This is a genomic window from Paraburkholderia humisilvae (assembly GCF_902859855.1).
Taxonomy (GTDB): Bacteria; Pseudomonadota; Gammaproteobacteria; order Burkholderiales; family Burkholderiaceae; genus Paraburkholderia; species Paraburkholderia humisilvae.
Genome location: NZ_CADIKH010000025.1, coordinates 71,722 through 88,098 on the forward strand (window position 1 = coordinate 71,722; position 16,377 = coordinate 88,098).

The window sequence follows — 16,377 nt, forward strand, 5'->3', positions numbered from 1 at the left end:
GACACATGAATGTTTCATTGCAGCAACTGAAGGTGTTCGTCGCTGTCGCGCGCCAGCGCAGCTTTACGCGCGCGGCACGCGAGTTCGATCTGACGCAGTCGGCCGTGAGCCGTTGCGTGCGCGAACTCGAAGAAGCGATCTCGCTGCGACTGTTCGACCGGACCACACGCCAGGTCGAACTGACGCCAGCCGGCGCGAGCCTCGCGCGCCGCATCGGGCAACTGCTCGATGAAATCGATCTGACGCTGCGTGAAGAGCGCGCCGCGCACCATGGCCATACGGGCGTGGTGACGCTCGCGAGCAACCCGGTGTTGTCGTCCAGCTGGGTGCCGGATTGCATCGCCCGCTGCGCGGTGGTTTTCCCCGGCCTGACGGTCGACGTAAAGGATCAGCCGCAAGAAGCGGTGCTCGCAAGCGTCGTGCACGGCGATGTCGATTTTGGCGTCGTGTCCGATCTCGACACGCACGACGCCGATACGTTGCTCACGCAACCGTTATTCTCCACGCCGCTCTGCGCGGTCCTACCGGACAAGCATTCGCTTGCACGCGGCACGACGCTGATGTGGAGCGCGCTTGGCGATAGTGCGCTCGTCACGCTCAATGCCGATGCCGGCAGCCGCGCCGCGGTCGAACGCGCGATGCGTGCGCATCGCGTGCACGCGCGTCGCATGCAGGAATGCGGGCACGTCGCCGCGGTGATGCGTATGATCGAGTTAGGGCTGGGGATCGGCGTACTGCCGATCGGCGCGCCTTGGCCGGCACTCTCCGCCCGGCTCGTGGCGCGTCCCTTGCTGCCCGAAGTATCGTTCACGACGATGCTCGTGCGACACCGCAACCGGACGTTGCGGCCCAATGCCGAGGCCGTGTGGTCACTTTTCTCCGACCGCGGCCGCGCGTCAGGCCGCATGTCCGATACGGCGCCCGCGGACGAGCACGTGTCGCCCGGACCTATGCCCGCCGCGCCAGCAGGCGCAGCGCAGTTGCTCGCGTCCAGACAGGCTTGAAACGCGGCCTGAATCGTGACCGGACGCGGGCGATCGAGCACCGTGTGGTGCGATGCTTCGGTAGGCCCGGGACCTCTCTTTGCAAGGAGTACCGCCATGGGCACTGAATCGGACCTTCGACGCCATGACCTGCTGATCGACGGTGAACGCGTGCCGCCCGGCAGCGGCGAATACTCAGTCGATATCGACCCCGCTACCGAACAGCCGATTGCACAGGTTGCGCGCGGCGATGCCACCGATGTCGATGCCGCGGTGCGCGCCGCACGCGCCGCGCTGACGGTATGGAACCGCATACGTGCCGGCGAGCGCGGACGCATCCTCATGCGCTTCGCCGACTTGCTGCGCGCGAACGAGCAGCAGATCGCCGGGCTCGAAAGCCTCGATGCCGGTAAGCCTATCTCGTCCGCGCTGCGTCAGGATGTGCCCGCTGCGATCGACACGCTCGCGTACTACGCGGGCTGGTGCGACAAGATCAACGGCCAGGTGGTGCCGGTACGGCCCGATGCGCTGACGTATACGGTGCGCGAGCCGGTCGGCGTGGTCGCCGCGATCGTGCCGTGGAATTTCCCGCTGATGATCGGCATGTGGAAGATCGCGCCGGCGCTCGCGTGTGGCTGCACGCTGATCGTGAAGCCTGCGGAAGTCACGCCGCTGTCCGCGCTGCGCGTTGCCGAACTCGCGCTCGAAGCGGGCGTGCCGCCGGGCGTGTTCAACGTCGTGACGGGCAAGGGCAGTGTGGTCGGTGACGCGCTCGTCGCGCATCCGGGCATCGACAAGGTGACGTTTACCGGGTCGCCGTCGGTTGGCCGCGGCATTCTGCAGGGCGCCGCAAGCAACTTCAAGCGCGTCACGCTCGAGCTCGGCGGCAAATCGGCGAACCTGATTTTTCCCGATGCGAACCTCGACAGCGCAGTGCGCGCCGCGGCCTCCGGCGTGTTCTTCAATACGGGCCAGGTGTGTTCGGCGGGTTCGCGGATTCTCGCGCATCGCGATGTTTACGACGACGTCGTCGAGCGGCTCGCGGCACGCGCGAAGTCGATCAAGGTGGGCGATCCGACCCAGCGCGAAACGGGCATGGGGCCGTTGATTTCGGCCGCGCAGATGAAGACGGTGCTTGGCTATATCGACATCGGCAGGAACGAAGGAGCGTCGCTCGTGACAGGCGGCGCGAGGATCGGCGAGCGCGGCTTTTTCGTCGAGCCGACCGTGTTCGCGAACGTCGCACATGAGATGCGCATTTCGCAGGAAGAGATTTTCGGCCCGGTTGCTAGCGTGATTCGCTTCGACGACGAGGCGGACGCGATACGCATTGCCAACGGCACGCCATATAGCCTCGCAGCGGGGGTCTGGAGCGCGGATATCGGCCGTGTGCATCGGGTTGCGCATGCGCTCAAAGCGGGCACCGTATGGATCAACACCTATGGTTATACCGATGTGCGTCTGCCGTGGGGTGGCGCGGGCGATTCCGGCTTCGGCCGCGAACACGGTGATGTGGCGATCGAAAACTTCACTGAGCCCAAGGCGATCTGGCTCGCGCTCGATCACTGACGGTGGTGGCACGTGAAAAAAAGAGGATCGAACGCATCGCGCACTCGATCCTCTTTGATTTGCGCAGGCCGATCAATCGTTGCGCAGTGCCATTCTCTCGCGCATCTTGACGAGTGCGAGCACGACATCGATGGTCGGCGTGGGTTCGCCGACGAGTCGGCCCATTTCCTGCACGACGGTCAGCAGCGGATCGATTTCCATCGGCCGCCGGTGCTCGAGATCGACGAGCGTCGATGTTTTGTGCGCACCGACCGCACCGGCGCCGTCGATGCGCCGCTCGATATCGACGCGAAAATGCACGCCGAGCGGCTCCGCGATCCGCTTTGCTTCAGCCATCATCGTGCGGCAGACGTCGCGTGTGCCGGGGTCGCTCGCGAGCAGATCGAGCGTCGCATGGGTGAGCGCGCTGATCGGATTGAAGCATAGATTGCCCCACAGCTTCAGCCAGATTTCGTCGCGGATGTTGTCACGGATCGGTGCATCGAAGCCCGCCGCCGTCATCATTTCATGGAGCGCCTGGATGCGTGGCGTGCGCTCGCCGCTCGGTTCGCCGATCGGAAATTTTTTGCCGTACACATGCTTGATCACGCCGGGTTCGATGATTTCGGCCGCCGGATACAGCACGCAGCCGATCGCGCGCTCTGGTCCCAGTTTGGCCCACTGCGTGCCGTCGGGGTCGATACTCGCGAGCCGCGTGCCGGCGAACTTGCCGCCATGCTGATAGAAGTACCAGTAAGGAATGCCATTCACCCCGGTGATAACGGCGGTGTGCTTGCCGAGCAGCGGTTGCATCGCGTCGACGACACCCGGCACCGAATGGGCCTTCAGCGTGATGAGCACATAGTCCTGCACGCCCAGTTCGCTTGGATCGGACGTGCAGCGCACACGGGCGGAAACCTCGTCGCCGTCCATCAACACACGCACGCCGTGCTCGCGCATTGCCGCAAGATGCGGGCCGCGCGCAACAAAGCTGACGTCCGCGCCCGCCCGCGCGAGCTGCACGCCCATCAGCGCTCCAATTGCCCCTGCTCCGAAAACACAGATCTTCATGATGTTCGCCCTGATGACATTGAAAACCCGCTTGCCCGCCGTGCCGGCGTAATAGTTCGTGCCGATGCCGACATCGTGCGGCGTGTGTCGCGTGCGCGATAGCGCGCAAACAACGTCACGCAACCGTAACGGGCGATAGGGTGAGCATAGGGGGCGGCAACGATTGAGGACAGTTAAAGTTTCTCTCGAATTGCATTAGCAATTGTTTATGTATGCCGACGACCCCTGCAACCTTCCCCCATGCATTGTGTGATTTGCAAGTCACGTGCCGCGCGGCCGATCAACCTTGTGCGCGCCGCACGAGCAGAAAGCTCATGCCGATTGCGCCGAGGAACACGCCGCAGCAGCGGTTGAACCAGCGCCGCACGCCGGCGCGCGTAAGCCATTTTCCGAGGTACATTCCGGCGCCGGAGTAGAGGGCGATCGCAAGCCACTCGAGTACCAGAAAGCTTGCGCCGAGCACCGCGAACTGCGGGAGCATCGGTTTTGCGATATCGACGAACTGCGGCAGGAACGCAGTGAAGACGAGGATTGCTTTCGGATTACCCGCGGCGACCAGGCACTCCTGACGCGCAATGCGAAGCAAGGAAGCGTCGTCTTCTTCGTGCTGCGCGTTCAACGGCGCGGCGTCGCTACGCCACAGCTGAATTGCGAGCCAGATCAAATAGGCGGCGCCAGCGAGCTTGATCGCGAAAAAAATTAGTTCGGAGGCTCGCAGCACCACCGCGAGTCCCGTGGCCGCGAGCACTAGCATCAGCGCGAATGCAACCAGGCGGCCCATGCCCGCGACGAACGCGATCGTGAACCCGTGACGCGCCGCGACGTTGATCGACAGCAGATTGTTCGGTCCGGGGGCCATGTTGATCGCGAAGCACGCGGGCAGAAAAAAGAGCCAGGCAGTGAAAGACATGATGACCGTGTGTTTCGGTTAGGGATTGAGGAGGCCATCGCGTGCGCACTTTGCACGGTGAAAGCGCGTGCACAGAATAAAACTGTGCAGTAGGCCTCAATTGTAGAGGCAGTCATCGCTGTTTCCACCGCGTTTGCACAGGTTCGGAGCATATGTGTATGAAAACCCAGGCTTTATCCTATTCCCGAAGCAGCCGTATGCCCCTAGAATATCGACTTCCTTTGCCGGGCTGCGCGACGTGAAGAGGTGAAATTCATACGATCATATTCGTGGGGTTGAATCCCGTTCACTTCATTCGTAGTACGTCGCGCTGATGCCGTGCGTGTTGTATCCGCACTGCCGCTCACGCCCGCAGCCTTCTGATTCGACTGCGAGATATCTACGTGACGGTACGCCGACGTTCTTTTCTCGCGCACGGGCAGCGCACGTCTGGCGACGCAGCGCTTCCGGCGCGTTATGCATTCCATTCGCTTCTTACTGCCGCCGCGCGTGCGGCGTTTCTGATCGGTATCGCGGCCGCTTGCGGGTTGCCCGCGGCATCGGGCGCACCCGCGCTCATTGCCGCAGATCGCGCCGCGCAGCAGGCACCGTACTATGCGTCCGCGAATAGCGCATCTCGCGCGCAGCAGTCTGCTGAATTCTCCGACACCGACGATACGCCGCGCGACCCGGTCGACTCGCTGTGGGCGAGCCACGGCGAAACCCCCTCACAGTCGGATACGACGTTGCGCTACGGCGCGCCCATTCTCGCGTCGATGTGCGCCGCGGCGCCTGCCCTGTGCGTACCGGATGAGTATCTTTACGCGGCTCGCGATGCTTCCGACGCACTGAACACAAGCGCGTCGAGCGACGCGAATGACCCTACCGGTTTGAACAATGAAAGTGACGCAACCCGCTCGCCGCTCGCAGGCGCGTCGCCGTGGTCGTTGTCCGACGCAGGCTACGACGCGCGCTCGATCGCACGCACGGGCCACATCGAGCACGATTTGAGTGACGCGCTGACGCAAGCCGATTTGCCGGCTGACCTCGTCGCGCAAGTCGAACATCTGTTTGCGGGGCGTCTTGATCCGGTCGTGGCGTCCGCGCCCAGTGATGGATTTCGCCTCATTTATGAACGCAGCGATCCGACCGATGCGGTGTCGCGCCATCCGCGCATCACCGCAGTGGAAGTCCGGCTTGGCGATCGCACGTACACGGCGCTCTGGTTTATCGCACCCGGCAGCACGCATGGCGAGTACTACACGTTCGACGGTAGCCTGCTGCCCGCCGAACCGTTTGCGATGCCGGTGAATTACGATCGGGTCAGTTCTCCGTTCGGTGAACGGATGCACCCGGTGTCGGGCGAAGAACGCTTTCACACCGGCGTTGATCTGACCGCGCACATCGGTGCGCCGGTGTTGTCGGCGGCGGCCGGCACCGTGGAGTTTGTCGGTGTGCGCAGCGGCTACGGCCGGCACATCGTGATCGACCACGGTAACGGTTATACAACCTGCTACGCGCATCTGTCCGCTTTCGCGCCCGGTTTGCGCGCAGGCATGCAGGTCGCCGAGGGGCAGCGCATCGGTTCGGTCGGCCGTAGTGGTGTCGCGACCGGGCCGCACCTGCATTACGAAGTGCGGATCAACGAACAGCCGGTTGACCCGCTTACGTTGACCGAGCGTGTTTTCACCCCGCCGCTTACGCCCGCGCAGCGGTTTGCGCTTGCGCAGGCGGCAGGCGCAGCACGCGAGCAACTGACGGCGCTGTCCGACAGCGGCACGCGTGTCGCGGCGATACGGCCTGCGATGCTGTTCTGAGCGCGGGCGACGCGCCGGTGCGCCGATATCTCCGTCATCCTTAGAAATGCGGACGGGATGAGGTATTCGCCGATCCACCGTGAATGTTGGGGTGTTCGTTCCGCATCGCAGAAGTGCTACGATGCCCTGACGACGATGATGGAGGTGGAAATGGCTACCTATGCTATCGATGCCGTGCGCATTAACCCCACGACTGACCGCGTCACCCACGTTCGCTGGGCGCTCGTCAACCCAAAAACGAACGAGTGGATGTCGCCGCACGAAATCGTCGAGATCGCGGACGTGGTTCACGCAATCCGCACGGGGAACGCGGTCTGGTCGCTATTTACACTAGGCGGGATGAAACTGCTCGGGCCCAAGATCAAAACGGTTTCGCATACCGACGGCCTCGACGGCATCGACACCGACATTCCCGACGGCCACGTCGAGAAATTTATCGACGATCTACCTCGCGTCTGACTCTCCTGTTACCTGTATTGCGGTGCGCAACGGAGCGTTCCGCCGCCGATGCGGTGCTCCGCCGTCGTTTGACACAAGCGCGCATTGCGTCGCACAGCCGGATGCAAGCGTTGCGACGCAACGGTGCGAGCGTTCAAGGAGAGACGCGATGACGCAGATGTTCGACGAAGGTCTGAGCCGCCGCGACGCGAACTACGTGCCGCTCACACCAATCGATTTCATCGCGCGCGCCGCGGAAATCTACGGCGAACGCGCCGCGATGGTTTACGGCGACGTCCGGCGCAACTGGCGCGAAACCTATGAGCGCGTATGCCGCCTCGCCAGCGCACTCGAGCAGGAGGGCATCGGCCGTGGCGACACAGTGGCTGTGCTGCTCCCCAATATTCCCGCGATGATCGAAGCGCATTTCGGTGTGCCGATGGCTGGCGCCGTGCTCAACACGATCAACACACGGCTCGATATCGCGTCGATCCTGTTTATGCTGCGTCATGGCGAGGCCAAGCTGCTGATTGTCGACACCGAATTTGCCGAACTCGCGCAACGCGCCGCGCTGGAGATACCGGCGCTGCGCATTGTCAGTGTCAGCGATGCGATGCCAGCCGATCCCCATGCGTTTTCGCGTGCAACCGATTACGAAGCATTCCTGCTCAATGGTGATCCGCGGTTTGCCTGGACGCCGCCCGCTGACGAATGGGATGCGATCGCGCTGAACTACACGTCAGGTACGACGGGCGACCCGAAAGGCGTCGTTTATCACCATCGTGGCGCGTATCTGAATGCGCTGAGCAACATATTGGAGTGGGATTTACCCAAGCACGCGGTGTATCTGTGGACGCTGCCGCTGTTTCACTGCAACGGCTGGTGTTTTCCGTGGACGATCGCGGCGCGCGCGGGTGTCAACGTATGCCTACGCAGGTTCGACGCGAAGACGGTATTCGACCTGATCCGCCGTGAACGCGTCACTCACTACTGCGGTGCGCCGATCGTGCAGAGCGCGCTCGCCAATGCGCCTGAGCAATGGCGCGAAGGGATCACGCATCAGGTGTCGACGATGGTCGCGGGCGCGCCGCCGTCGCCTGCCGTGATCGCGCGGATGAAGGCAATCGGCTTCGATCTCACGCATGTATACGGCTTGACCGAAGTGTATGGGCCGGCATCCGTGTGCGCGAAGCAACAGAGTTGGGACGCGCTGTGCGATGACGACTGCGCGCGGATGAACGCGCGCCAAGGGGTGCGATATCACCTGCAGGCGGCCGCGGCGGTGCTTGATCCGGCCACGCTCGAGCCGGTTCCGTCCGATGGCGCGACGCTCGGCGAAGTGATGTTCCGCGGCAATATCTGCATGAAGGGCTATTTGAAGAACGAACAGGCGACTGCAGAGGCGTTCCGCGGCGGCTGGTTTCATACCGGTGATATCGCGGTGCTCATGTCGGACGGCTACTTCCGCATCACGGACCGCAGCAAGGACATCATCATTTCAGGGGGTGAGAATATCTCGAGTATCGAAGTGGAAGACGCGCTATACCGGCATCCGGCGGTGTCGGTCGCAGCGGTCGTTGCGATGCCCGACCCGAAGTGGGGCGAAGTGCCGTGCGCGTTCGTCGAGTTGAAGGACGGCGCGCAAGTGACGGCCGATGAGATCGTCGCGCACTGTCGCGCGTTGCTTGCCGGCTACAAGGTGCCCAAGGCCGTGGTCTTCGGCGAATTGCCGAAGACCTCCACCGGCAAGATTCAGAAATTCGAACTACGTGCGCGCGTCAAATCGGCACAGGCAATCGACTTTGTCACAGTCCCACCCGATGCGCAGTGAAAATCAGCCGCAGACCGAGTGCCGCAATCGCCGTCGCGGCGAGACGATCGATCGCTTTCTTTGCTTTTACATAGAACTCGCGCGCGTGCCGACTCGAAAAGAACACCGCGACGACCGTGTACCAGCCCGCTTCGATCGCGAACACCGCGGGCGGCAGGACTGCGTAGCACCATGCCGGCGGGTGCTGCGGCAACAGCGCGGCAAAGATACTGCCGTAGAAAATCGCCGTTTTCGGATTACTTAATTGCGTCGATAAACCGACCCAGAACGAGCGGCGCGCGTCGCCACCCGCACCGGTCTGAATGCCGTCGAACGACAGCGGCGCAGCCGCGCCGCGCCAGATCTTCGACGCGATATAAATGAGGTACAGGCCGCCTGCAATCTTAAGGCTCACATAAAGCCATTCGACTGCGGCGAGCACCGTATAGAGGCCTAAAAGCGCGATGCCGCTAAAGAAGACTCCGCCAAAGCCCATGCCTAGCGCAGTGGCGAGACCGTCGCGGCGCGACAGGCCAATTGCATTGCGTGCAACGACGAGAAAGCTGGGTCCGGGACTCATTGCACCGATTAGCAGCGCGCCAAGAATGGCGGCGATGGCGGCTTGGGCTGTCATGGCGAGGTTCTCCTCAGGATGCGGCGGGAAGAGTCGCACGATAGCACGAGCGCAATCGCCAATGGCTCCAATGCTGTGCCCAAGCACTGTCATTGCGTTTTGATTTGTAGAGAACATCGTGGGCAAAAGCGGCTTGCTGCCCGCAAACGTCGAGCCGGTGCGCCTCCCGGCGTCGCGCCGCACGACGGCCGCATACCTGGTGCTGCGTAAAATGAGTGTAGAATCGCATGCAAATCAGAGAAGCAACCCGCAATGCACCAGGGTTCTATCAGCGAAGGCTCGCAACGGCCATTCGGCACATGACTCACTTCGGCACATGACTCACACACACCGCTCATCTGACGCTCGAGGCCGATCGCGGGCGGGCATTTGCCGTCAATCAGACTGGTTGGGTATGGCTGCTATTCCGGCACTATTGGGGCGGCTTGTCGTGTCCATCAGGTTCGTATAAAGACTTCGCTGAAATGGCGAAGCCTTTGTGTTTTTATAACGCGCGTCATTCCGGCCGCGATATCGATACTTTATGAAAGAGCGAGAGGAACATCGATTGTTCGACTCCGATGGTGAGGCGCGCGAGCGGCTGATCGTCTGGATCAGGCGCCGTATGGAAGAGTACGGCATCTCGATCGAAGCGCTAGCGGCCGCGTTGACTGAAGACGCGGCCACACCAAAATACCGCGACGCCTACGGCAATACGTGGGACGGCAAGGGCGAGCGCCCGGACTGGCTCACGCGCGCGATCAACGCCGGGCAGAATATCGAGCACTTCCGCTGCTGACCGCTGAACTTGCCGCGTGCATTGCCGACGCTGCTTAATAGGCCATTGCGCGCAATGGCGCATCGGATATGCGTAAGCGTTAACGCGCTAACGCTGGTCGACGCGCTGCACAACGCCGGGTAAAGGAGACAAACGCCGTGTCCGATACGGTCGCACGCTCTTGTAGCGAAGCAGAACGGGCCATCCGCTGCGACCTCGCCGCGCTCTACCGGCTTGTCGCGCACTTTCGCATGACGGATTTGATCGATACGCACATTACCGCGCGTGTGCCGGGGCCCGAGCATCATTTTCTGATCAATCGATACGGGGTGCTGTTCAACGAAATGCGCGCGTCGGATCTCGTGAAAATCGATTGTGATGGCCGCTTGGTCGAAGCGCCCGAGCAGGTGGCGCGTCATCCTGAGCGCTATCGTGTGAATGCCGCCGGCTTTACGATTCATTCCGCCGTTCATCTTGCGCGTCCGGATTTGTGCTTCGTCATTCATACGCATACGGCCGCCGGCGCCGCGGTGTCCGCGCAAAAGCAGGGGCTGCTGCCGATCAGCCAGCACGCGCTGAAGTTTTATGGGCACCTCGCCTACCACGACTATGAAGGCATTGCGCTCGATATCGGGGAACGCGAGAGACTGGTTGCCGATCTGGGCAACCGCAATGCGATGATTCTGCGCAATCATGGCCTGCTCGTCGGCGGACCATCCGCTGCGACCGCGTTCGAGGAAATTCATTTTCTCGAACGCGCGTGTCAGATTCAGGTGCAGGCGCTTGCCGGCAATGCGGAGCTCGTGATTCCACCGGCGGCTGTCTGCGAACGGACCGCGGCGCAGTTCCAGCGCGATGACTCGGAAGGGATCGCCGCGCTCGCCTGGCAGGCCGCGCTGCGGCTAATCGATACTGCCGGCTCCGATTACCGCAGCTGATGCACGGGTGGCAATCACGCAATGATGGCCACTGCCATGCGCGAAAACCGTGCACAGAATGGGCAAGACGAAAAAAAGCCCGCGTAGGCGGGCCTCAAGAACTGCTAGGAGTTTCGTTGCGAGATAACTCGCAGCGAGACTTTACAATGGCATTGTGAAAGCTACGTGACTCTTCCGCTGCCTGCAACGATGTGGATCAGACCCGGCGCGTCGCGCAAACACGCAATGAATGCGCGCACAAGCGAACCCTTAGCCCGAGGCCGTCGCGCGCCATGTGCTTACGAAGCACGATCGTCGCCCACGAGCGCCGGGTTTTGCTGCTGATACAGCGCCGCCTGGTCGAGCAGCCATTCGCGAAACCGCGCAAGCGGTTTGCCGTGACTGAGCTCGGTCGGGTAGACGAGATAGTACGCGGCGTCGGCGATCATCGGCGCGTCGAATGGAATCATCAGCTTGAGCGGCTCGAACAGGCCCGCGAGAAAAAAGCGCGGCACCATCGCAATGCCGAGGCCGGCTGCGGCGGCGCTGATCAGCATCGTATGCAATTCGTAGCGTACGCCTTGCATCGAGCGCGGATCGTGGATGCCGAGATTCGCGAACCACACCGACCAGCTTTCGGGGCGGGTGGTCGAATGCAGCAGTGGGTAGTCGAGCAGGTCCGCCGCTTGTCTGAGCGGCCGTGACAACAGCGTTGCCGAACACACCGGCACCACTTCTTCGCGAAACAGAAAGTCGGCCGATGTGCCGGGCCACGTCGGCTTGCCGTAGTGAATCGCCGCTTCAAAATGACTGTCGGCAATCGGGAACGTGCCCGTGCGCACCCCCATGTTCACGCGCACGTCGGAAAAGCGCGCGTTGAAGTCCGGCATCCGCGGAATCAGCCATTGCGATGCGAACGTCGGCAACACGGCGAGCTCGAGAAAGCCGCCGCCGCTGCCGTGCGCGATGATCGACAGCGTATCGCGATCGAGCTCTTCGAGCGCGCGGCGCACCTGCGCGCCATACACCTTGCCCGCCTTCGTCAGCACGACCCGCTGCTTCACGCGTACGAACAATTGCACGCCGAGATTGCTTTCCAGCGCATTGATTTGCCGTGACACTGCGCTTTCCGTGAGGAACAGCTCGCGCGCCGCATGCGTAAAGCTTTCATGACGCGCGGCCGCTTCGAACGCGAGCAGCGCGCCCATGTTGGGCAGTTTGAATTTGCGCATGTTGATTCCAAAAACGCATCAAGTTTGGATATTAACTCGCTTTACCATGGGTTAAGAATTTTGAATAATGCGATTTTCTTCCCGCTATCAATGCGGCGGAGCGATGCCGATGCCCTCCGCCGCGAGCCGGACAATCACCATGCGAACGATGCTGAATGCGAATGTCGAACACCTGCTGCACACGCTCTTCGGCGAATCCCGCACCGCGCTGCTGTTCGCGACACTGAACCACCCGGCGCTATTGAACGAATGGGAAGAGGGCGTCGTTACGCGCGCGGAACTCGCGCAGGCGCTGAACATGGCACTTTTCGAAGGCTTGCTCGCGCGCTCGCCGAACGGCCGTGCCTACACGCAGGACGCGCTTGCGGCGGGCGGCAGCGTCCATTTCGATCATGGCGCGTTGCGCACCGTGCGCTGGCCGCATAACGGCGCGCTGCCAGCGGGCGAAGCGGCATTTGCGCGTATCCTTCGTGCATTGGGGTTTCGGATCGCCGGACGCTACCCGCTCGACCGGCTCGGCATGACGGGCCGCGCGTGGGCGCACGACGACGCACCCGATGAAATCGCGCAGTTCTTCGTCAGCGAATTGCATCCGGAGCGCTTTTCCGATCCGTTCCAGCAGGCGGTGACGAACGTGGTCGGGGCATCGCGCGATCCGCTGACGCCCGCTGCGCTCGCGCAGTTGTGGGAACTGGAACGCGACGGCGTGCTGCCGCTTGAAGGCGCACAGCGGTTGCTGCCGGGGCTGGTCGGCGCGTTCGCGCGGCACCACGACGTGCCGGACGAGGCGGACTACGAGACGCTGCTAAAGGAATCGCCGGAAATGGCCTGGATCGCCACCGAAGGCAATGCATTCAATCACGCGACCGATCGCGTTGCCGATGTGTTCAAGCTGGCCGAAGCCGAAAAGGCAAAGGGACGTCCGATGAAGGTCGACGTCGAATGCTCGCGCTCGGGGCGCGTGTTCCAGACGGCGTACCGCGCCGACACCGTGGTGCGCGAATTCCGCACCGCGAACGGCGGCGTCGTCACGCGCGAAGTGCCCGGCTCGTTTTATGAGTTCATTACGCGCAAGCGTCACTTCGATCAGGCGACGCGCCGCTGGGAAACCGATTTGCGATTCGATGCGGGCAACGCGCAGGGCATCTTCAGGATGACGGCGCAGCAGCCCACAGCGCAGAGCGCGTCAGAGAGGACAGTGTGAATCCCATCGAAGAACAGACGATCGACGACACGCAACGTGCCGCACACGCGCGCTCGGGCGCGCCGTTTAACGGCAGTGACGCGGTGCTGCAGCGGCTCGAAGCCGATTTGCGGCGGAACGTGCGCGGCGCAGTGCGCTTCGACCCGGGCGCGAAGGCGCTCTATGCGGCCGATGCGTCGAACTACCGGCAAGTGCCGATCGCGGTCGTCGTGCCGCGCGATGTCGACGATCTGGTCGCAACGCTCGCTGCGTGCCAGCGCAACGATGTCCCGGTGCTGCCGCGCGGCGGCGGCACGTCGCAAAGCGGCCAATGCGTGAACGTCGCGGTCGTTGCGGACGCAAGCAAGTTCGTGAACCGCATCGTGTCAGTCGACCCGGCGGCGCAAACCGCGATCGTCGAGCCGGGTGTCGTCTGCGATACGCTGCGTGACGCGGCCGAGCAGCATGGCCTGACGTTCGCGCCGGACCCGGCGACGCACAGCCGCTGCACATTGGGCGGCATGATCGGCAACAACTCGTGCGGCGCACATTCGGTGATGGCCGGCAAGACGGTCGAAAATATCGAAGCGCTCGAAGTGTTGACCTATGATGGCGCGCGCTTCTGGGTCGGTCCGACCTCCGACGAAGAGCTCGCGCGCATCATCGCGGCGGGCGGCCGTCAAGGCGAAATTTACGCGGCGTTGAAGGCGCTGCGCGATCGCTACGCCGAGCAGATCCGCGCGAAATTCCCGCAGATCAAACGCCGCGTGTCGGGTTTCAATCTCGATCAGTTGCTGCCTGAAAACGGTTTTAACGTCGCACGCGCACTGGTTGGCACCGAAGGAACCTGCGCGGTGACGCTACAGGCGAAGGTACGCCTCGTCCACAGCCCGGCGCAACGCGTGCTGCTGGTGGTCGGCTTCGACAATATTTACGTCGCGGCCGACGCCGTGCCGCATTTCATGCGCTTCAAGCCGATCGCGATCGAAGGCCTCGACCGCGTGATGATTCGCGGTCTGCAGGCGCGCGGTCTGAAGGCCGAGGAAATCGCATTGCTGCCGGCGGGCGACGCATGGGTCGTGCTCGAGTTCGGCGCCGATACACAGGAAGCAGCGGTACAGATGGCGCAAGCAGCGGCGCGCTATTTCGAAGCGGGCGAAGCCGGGCCGAACGTATCGACGAAGCGGGTCGAAGCGCGCGCGCTGCAAAACAAGGTATGGTCGATTCGCGAGACCGGCGCATCGGCGGTCGCCTTGACGATCGAGCCCGGCAGCCCTGATCCGGTGGTCGGCTGGGAAGATGCGGCGGTCGACCCGATGCGGCTCGGCGATTATCTGCGCGCGTTTCAGGCATTGGTCGATCGCTACGGTTACCAGACGTCGCTGTACGGTCACTTCGGCGATGGCTGCGTGCATGCGCGCATCACGTTCGACTTGCGTACGCCGGAAAGCATCGGCACATGGCGCAAGTTCCTGCGCGAAGCCGCGCATCTGGTGGTCGAGTTCGGCGGTTCGCTATCGGGCGAGCACGGCGATGGCCAGGCAAAGGCCGAATTTCTGCCGGTGATGTACGGCGCGGAACTGATGCAGGCGATGGAACAGTTCAAGGCAATCTGGGATCCGCGGCACCGGATGAATCCGGGCAAAGTCGTGCATCCGTATCGCGTCGATGAAAACCTGCGGATGGGGCCGGCCTACCGGCCGGTCACGCTGCAAACGAAGCTTACGTTCAGGAGCCGTGAAGGCGATGGCTTCCAGCGCGCGGTCGAGCGCTGCATCGGCATGGGCAAATGCCGCTCGCTCGAAGGCGGCACGATGTGCCCGAGCTATCGGGCGTCGCGCGAAGAGGCGTATTCGACGCGCGGCCGCGCGCATCTGTTCTGGGAGATGCTGCAAGGCGAGACCATCAAAGGCGGCTGGCAAAGCGAAGAAATCAGGGATGCGCTCGACACGTGTTTGGCCTGCAAGGGCTGCAAATCCGACTGTCCGACGCATACCGACATGGCGTCGTACAAGGCCGAATTCCTGTCGCATTACTATGAGACGCACCGCCGGCCGCGACAGGCGCTCTTCATGGGGCGCATCGGCGAATGGGCGCCGCTTGCCGCGCGCTTCGCGCCGCTCGCGAATCTGATGACCCAGGCGCCGCTCGTCGGCACGCTCGGCAAATGGGTTGCGGGCATTGCGCAGAAGCGCAAGCTACCTGCATTCGCGCGCCGCACGTATCGGCAGATCGCGCAGCACGAGCAGCGCGCGGACCATGCGCGGGGGACGCGCGATGCGCGTGACGCATCGGCGCAGAAAGTGATTCTGTGGGTCGACACGTTCAACGATCATTTCTCGCCGGAGGTCGCCGCAGCCGCGGCTGATGTGCTGACGCGACTGGGCTTTCACGTCGTGTTGCCGAAAAGGCGCCTCTGCTGCGGGCGGCCGCTCTACGACTATGGTCTTATCGAGCGCGCGCGCGAACTGCTGGTGAATGTGCTCGACGATCTCGCCGAGGACATCGCCGCGGGCGTGCCGCTCGTCGGGCTCGAACCGGGATGCCTGTCGGTGTTCAAGGACGAGTTGCTCAAGCAGTTGCCCGATAGCGACGCGGCGCGGCGCCTGTCCGCGCAAACCTGGTTGTTCTCCGATTTCGTCGCGCGGCAGCCATTCGAGTGGCCGAAACTCGATGCGCAGGTGGTCGTGCACGGCCACTGCCATCAGAAGGCGCTGTTCGGCATGCAAGGGGACACCGCGCTGCTCGAGCGCCTTGGCGTGCAGTGGAAACTGCTCGACACGGGCTGTTGCGGAATGGCTGGTTCGTTCGGCTTTAACGAAGCGCACTATGCGATGTCGGAGAAGATCGGCGAAGACAAGCTGTTCCCGGCTGTGCGCGCCGTGTCACTGCCAACGATTGTGTTGACCAACGGTTTTAGCTGCCGTGAGCAGATCGAACACGGCACGGGCCGGCACGCGCTGCATATTGCGCAACTCGCGCAGCGGGCGTTAGCGGCGGGGGCGTCGCACGACGGCACCGCGCAGGAAGCGGGTACGACTGCCAGCGACGGTGGAACGCGGCGCGAGGCGGGTTCCGCAGAGGTTCATCACTGAAAT

13 protein-coding genes are annotated in these 16,377 nt (G+C 62.9%); 9 read left to right on the forward strand and 4 right to left on the reverse strand.

Annotation, left to right across the window (positions count from 1 at the left end; translation table 11 throughout):
- Positions 1-5: 5 nt before the first annotated feature.
- A complete protein-coding gene (locus HV796_RS24595; protein ID WP_175229107.1) occupies positions 6-1,004 on the forward strand; it encodes a LysR family transcriptional regulator in 999 nt (332 codons plus the stop codon).
- Positions 1,005-1,100: 96 nt separating this feature from the next.
- Entirely contained in the window at positions 1,101-2,552 is a 1,452-nt protein-coding gene (locus HV796_RS24600; RefSeq protein ID WP_175229108.1) for an aldehyde dehydrogenase family protein, read from the forward strand.
- 72 nt (positions 2,553-2,624) lie between these two features.
- Here the strand turns inward: HV796_RS24600 and HV796_RS24605 are convergent, their stop codons facing one another.
- Both HV796_RS24605 and HV796_RS24610 read right to left on the reverse strand, forming a co-directional pair.
- On the reverse strand, positions 2,625-3,602 hold the full coding sequence (locus tag HV796_RS24605) for a 2-dehydropantoate 2-reductase (protein ID WP_175229109.1): 978 nt from the start codon (positions 3,600-3,602) through the stop codon (positions 2,625-2,627).
- Positions 3,603-3,882: 280 nt separating this feature from the next.
- The gene (locus tag HV796_RS24610; RefSeq protein WP_175229110.1) at positions 3,883-4,512 is read right to left on the reverse strand and encodes a LysE family translocator; all 630 of its coding nucleotides are present in this window, start codon (positions 4,510-4,512) and stop codon (positions 3,883-3,885) included.
- A gap of 383 nt (positions 4,513-4,895) precedes the next feature.
- Between HV796_RS24610 and HV796_RS24615 the strand changes: the two genes are divergently transcribed.
- The 3 genes from HV796_RS24615 to HV796_RS24625 all read left to right on the forward strand — a co-directional run bounded on the left by HV796_RS24615 (position 4,896) and on the right by HV796_RS24625 (position 8,577).
- On the forward strand, positions 4,896-6,308 hold the full coding sequence (locus HV796_RS24615) for a M23 family metallopeptidase (protein WP_175229111.1): 1,413 nt from the start codon (positions 4,896-4,898) through the stop codon (positions 6,306-6,308).
- Positions 6,309-6,458: 150 nt separating this feature from the next.
- Entirely contained in the window at positions 6,459-6,767 is a 309-nt protein-coding gene (locus HV796_RS24620; protein WP_175229136.1) for a hypothetical protein, read from the forward strand.
- A gap of 148 nt (positions 6,768-6,915) precedes the next feature.
- The gene (locus HV796_RS24625; protein WP_175229112.1) at positions 6,916-8,577 is read left to right on the forward strand and encodes an acyl-CoA synthetase; all 1,662 of its coding nucleotides are present in this window, start codon (positions 6,916-6,918) and stop codon (positions 8,575-8,577) included.
- Here HV796_RS24625 and HV796_RS24630 read toward each other — a convergent pair.
- The gene (locus HV796_RS24630; protein ID WP_175229113.1) at positions 8,552-9,190 is read right to left on the reverse strand and encodes a LysE family translocator; all 639 of its coding nucleotides are present in this window, start codon (positions 9,188-9,190) and stop codon (positions 8,552-8,554) included. The genes HV796_RS24625 and HV796_RS24630 overlap by 26 nt on opposite strands.
- Positions 9,191-9,713: 523 nt before the next feature.
- On the opposite strand from HV796_RS24630, the gene HV796_RS24635 reads away from it, so the two are divergent.
- The gene (locus tag HV796_RS24635; protein WP_175229114.1) at positions 9,714-9,968 is read left to right on the forward strand and encodes an H-NS family nucleoid-associated regulatory protein; all 255 of its coding nucleotides are present in this window, start codon (positions 9,714-9,716) and stop codon (positions 9,966-9,968) included.
- Positions 9,969-10,105: 137 nt separating this feature from the next.
- Positions 10,106-10,885 (forward strand): class II aldolase/adducin family protein, encoded by a 780-nt coding sequence (locus HV796_RS24640; RefSeq protein WP_175229115.1) that lies wholly within the window; start codon positions 10,106-10,108, stop codon positions 10,883-10,885.
- A gap of 278 nt (positions 10,886-11,163) precedes the next feature.
- Here the strand turns inward: HV796_RS24640 and HV796_RS24645 are convergent, their stop codons facing one another.
- Entirely contained in the window at positions 11,164-12,096 is a 933-nt protein-coding gene (locus HV796_RS24645) for a LysR substrate-binding domain-containing protein (protein WP_175229116.1), read from the reverse strand.
- Between the two features lie 148 nt (positions 12,097-12,244).
- Here HV796_RS24645 and HV796_RS24650 point away from each other — a divergent pair, with 148 nt between their 5' ends.
- Positions 12,245-13,300, forward strand: coding sequence for a DUF1338 domain-containing protein (locus tag HV796_RS24650; RefSeq protein WP_175229137.1), 1,056 nt, complete (start codon positions 12,245-12,247; stop codon positions 13,298-13,300).
- Between the two features lie 5 nt (positions 13,301-13,305).
- Positions 13,306-16,374, forward strand: a complete 3,069-nt coding sequence (locus HV796_RS24655; RefSeq protein ID WP_246356024.1) for an FAD-binding and (Fe-S)-binding domain-containing protein — start codon at positions 13,306-13,308, stop codon at positions 16,372-16,374.
- Positions 16,375-16,377: the final 3 nt, after the last annotated feature.

What these genes read in the sequence shown, in the direction of transcription:
- HV796_RS24595 (WP_175229107.1), top strand. Translation starts at nt 6, where the DNA reads ATGAATGTTTCATTGCAGCAACTGAAGGTGTTCGTCGCTGTCGCGCGC.
- HV796_RS24600 (WP_175229108.1), top strand. Translation starts at nt 1,101, where the DNA reads ATGGGCACTGAATCGGACCTTCGACGCCATGACCTGCTGATCGACGGT.
- HV796_RS24605 (WP_175229109.1), bottom strand. Translation starts at nt 3,602, where the DNA reads ATGAAGATCTGTGTTTTCGGAGCAGGGGCAATTGGAGCGCTGATGGGC.
- HV796_RS24610 (WP_175229110.1), bottom strand. Translation starts at nt 4,512, where the DNA reads ATGTCTTTCACTGCCTGGCTCTTTTTTCTGCCCGCGTGCTTCGCGATC.
- HV796_RS24620 (WP_175229136.1), top strand. Translation starts at nt 6,459, where the DNA reads ATGGCTACCTATGCTATCGATGCCGTGCGCATTAACCCCACGACTGAC.
- HV796_RS24625 (WP_175229112.1), top strand. Translation starts at nt 6,916, where the DNA reads ATGACGCAGATGTTCGACGAAGGTCTGAGCCGCCGCGACGCGAACTAC.
- HV796_RS24630 (WP_175229113.1), bottom strand. Translation starts at nt 9,190, where the DNA reads ATGACAGCCCAAGCCGCCATCGCCGCCATTCTTGGCGCGCTGCTAATC.
- HV796_RS24635 (WP_175229114.1), top strand. Translation starts at nt 9,714, where the DNA reads ATGAAAGAGCGAGAGGAACATCGATTGTTCGACTCCGATGGTGAGGCG.
- HV796_RS24645 (WP_175229116.1), bottom strand. Translation starts at nt 12,096, where the DNA reads ATGCGCAAATTCAAACTGCCCAACATGGGCGCGCTGCTCGCGTTCGAA.
- HV796_RS24650 (WP_175229137.1), top strand. Translation starts at nt 12,245, where the DNA reads ATGCTGAATGCGAATGTCGAACACCTGCTGCACACGCTCTTCGGCGAA.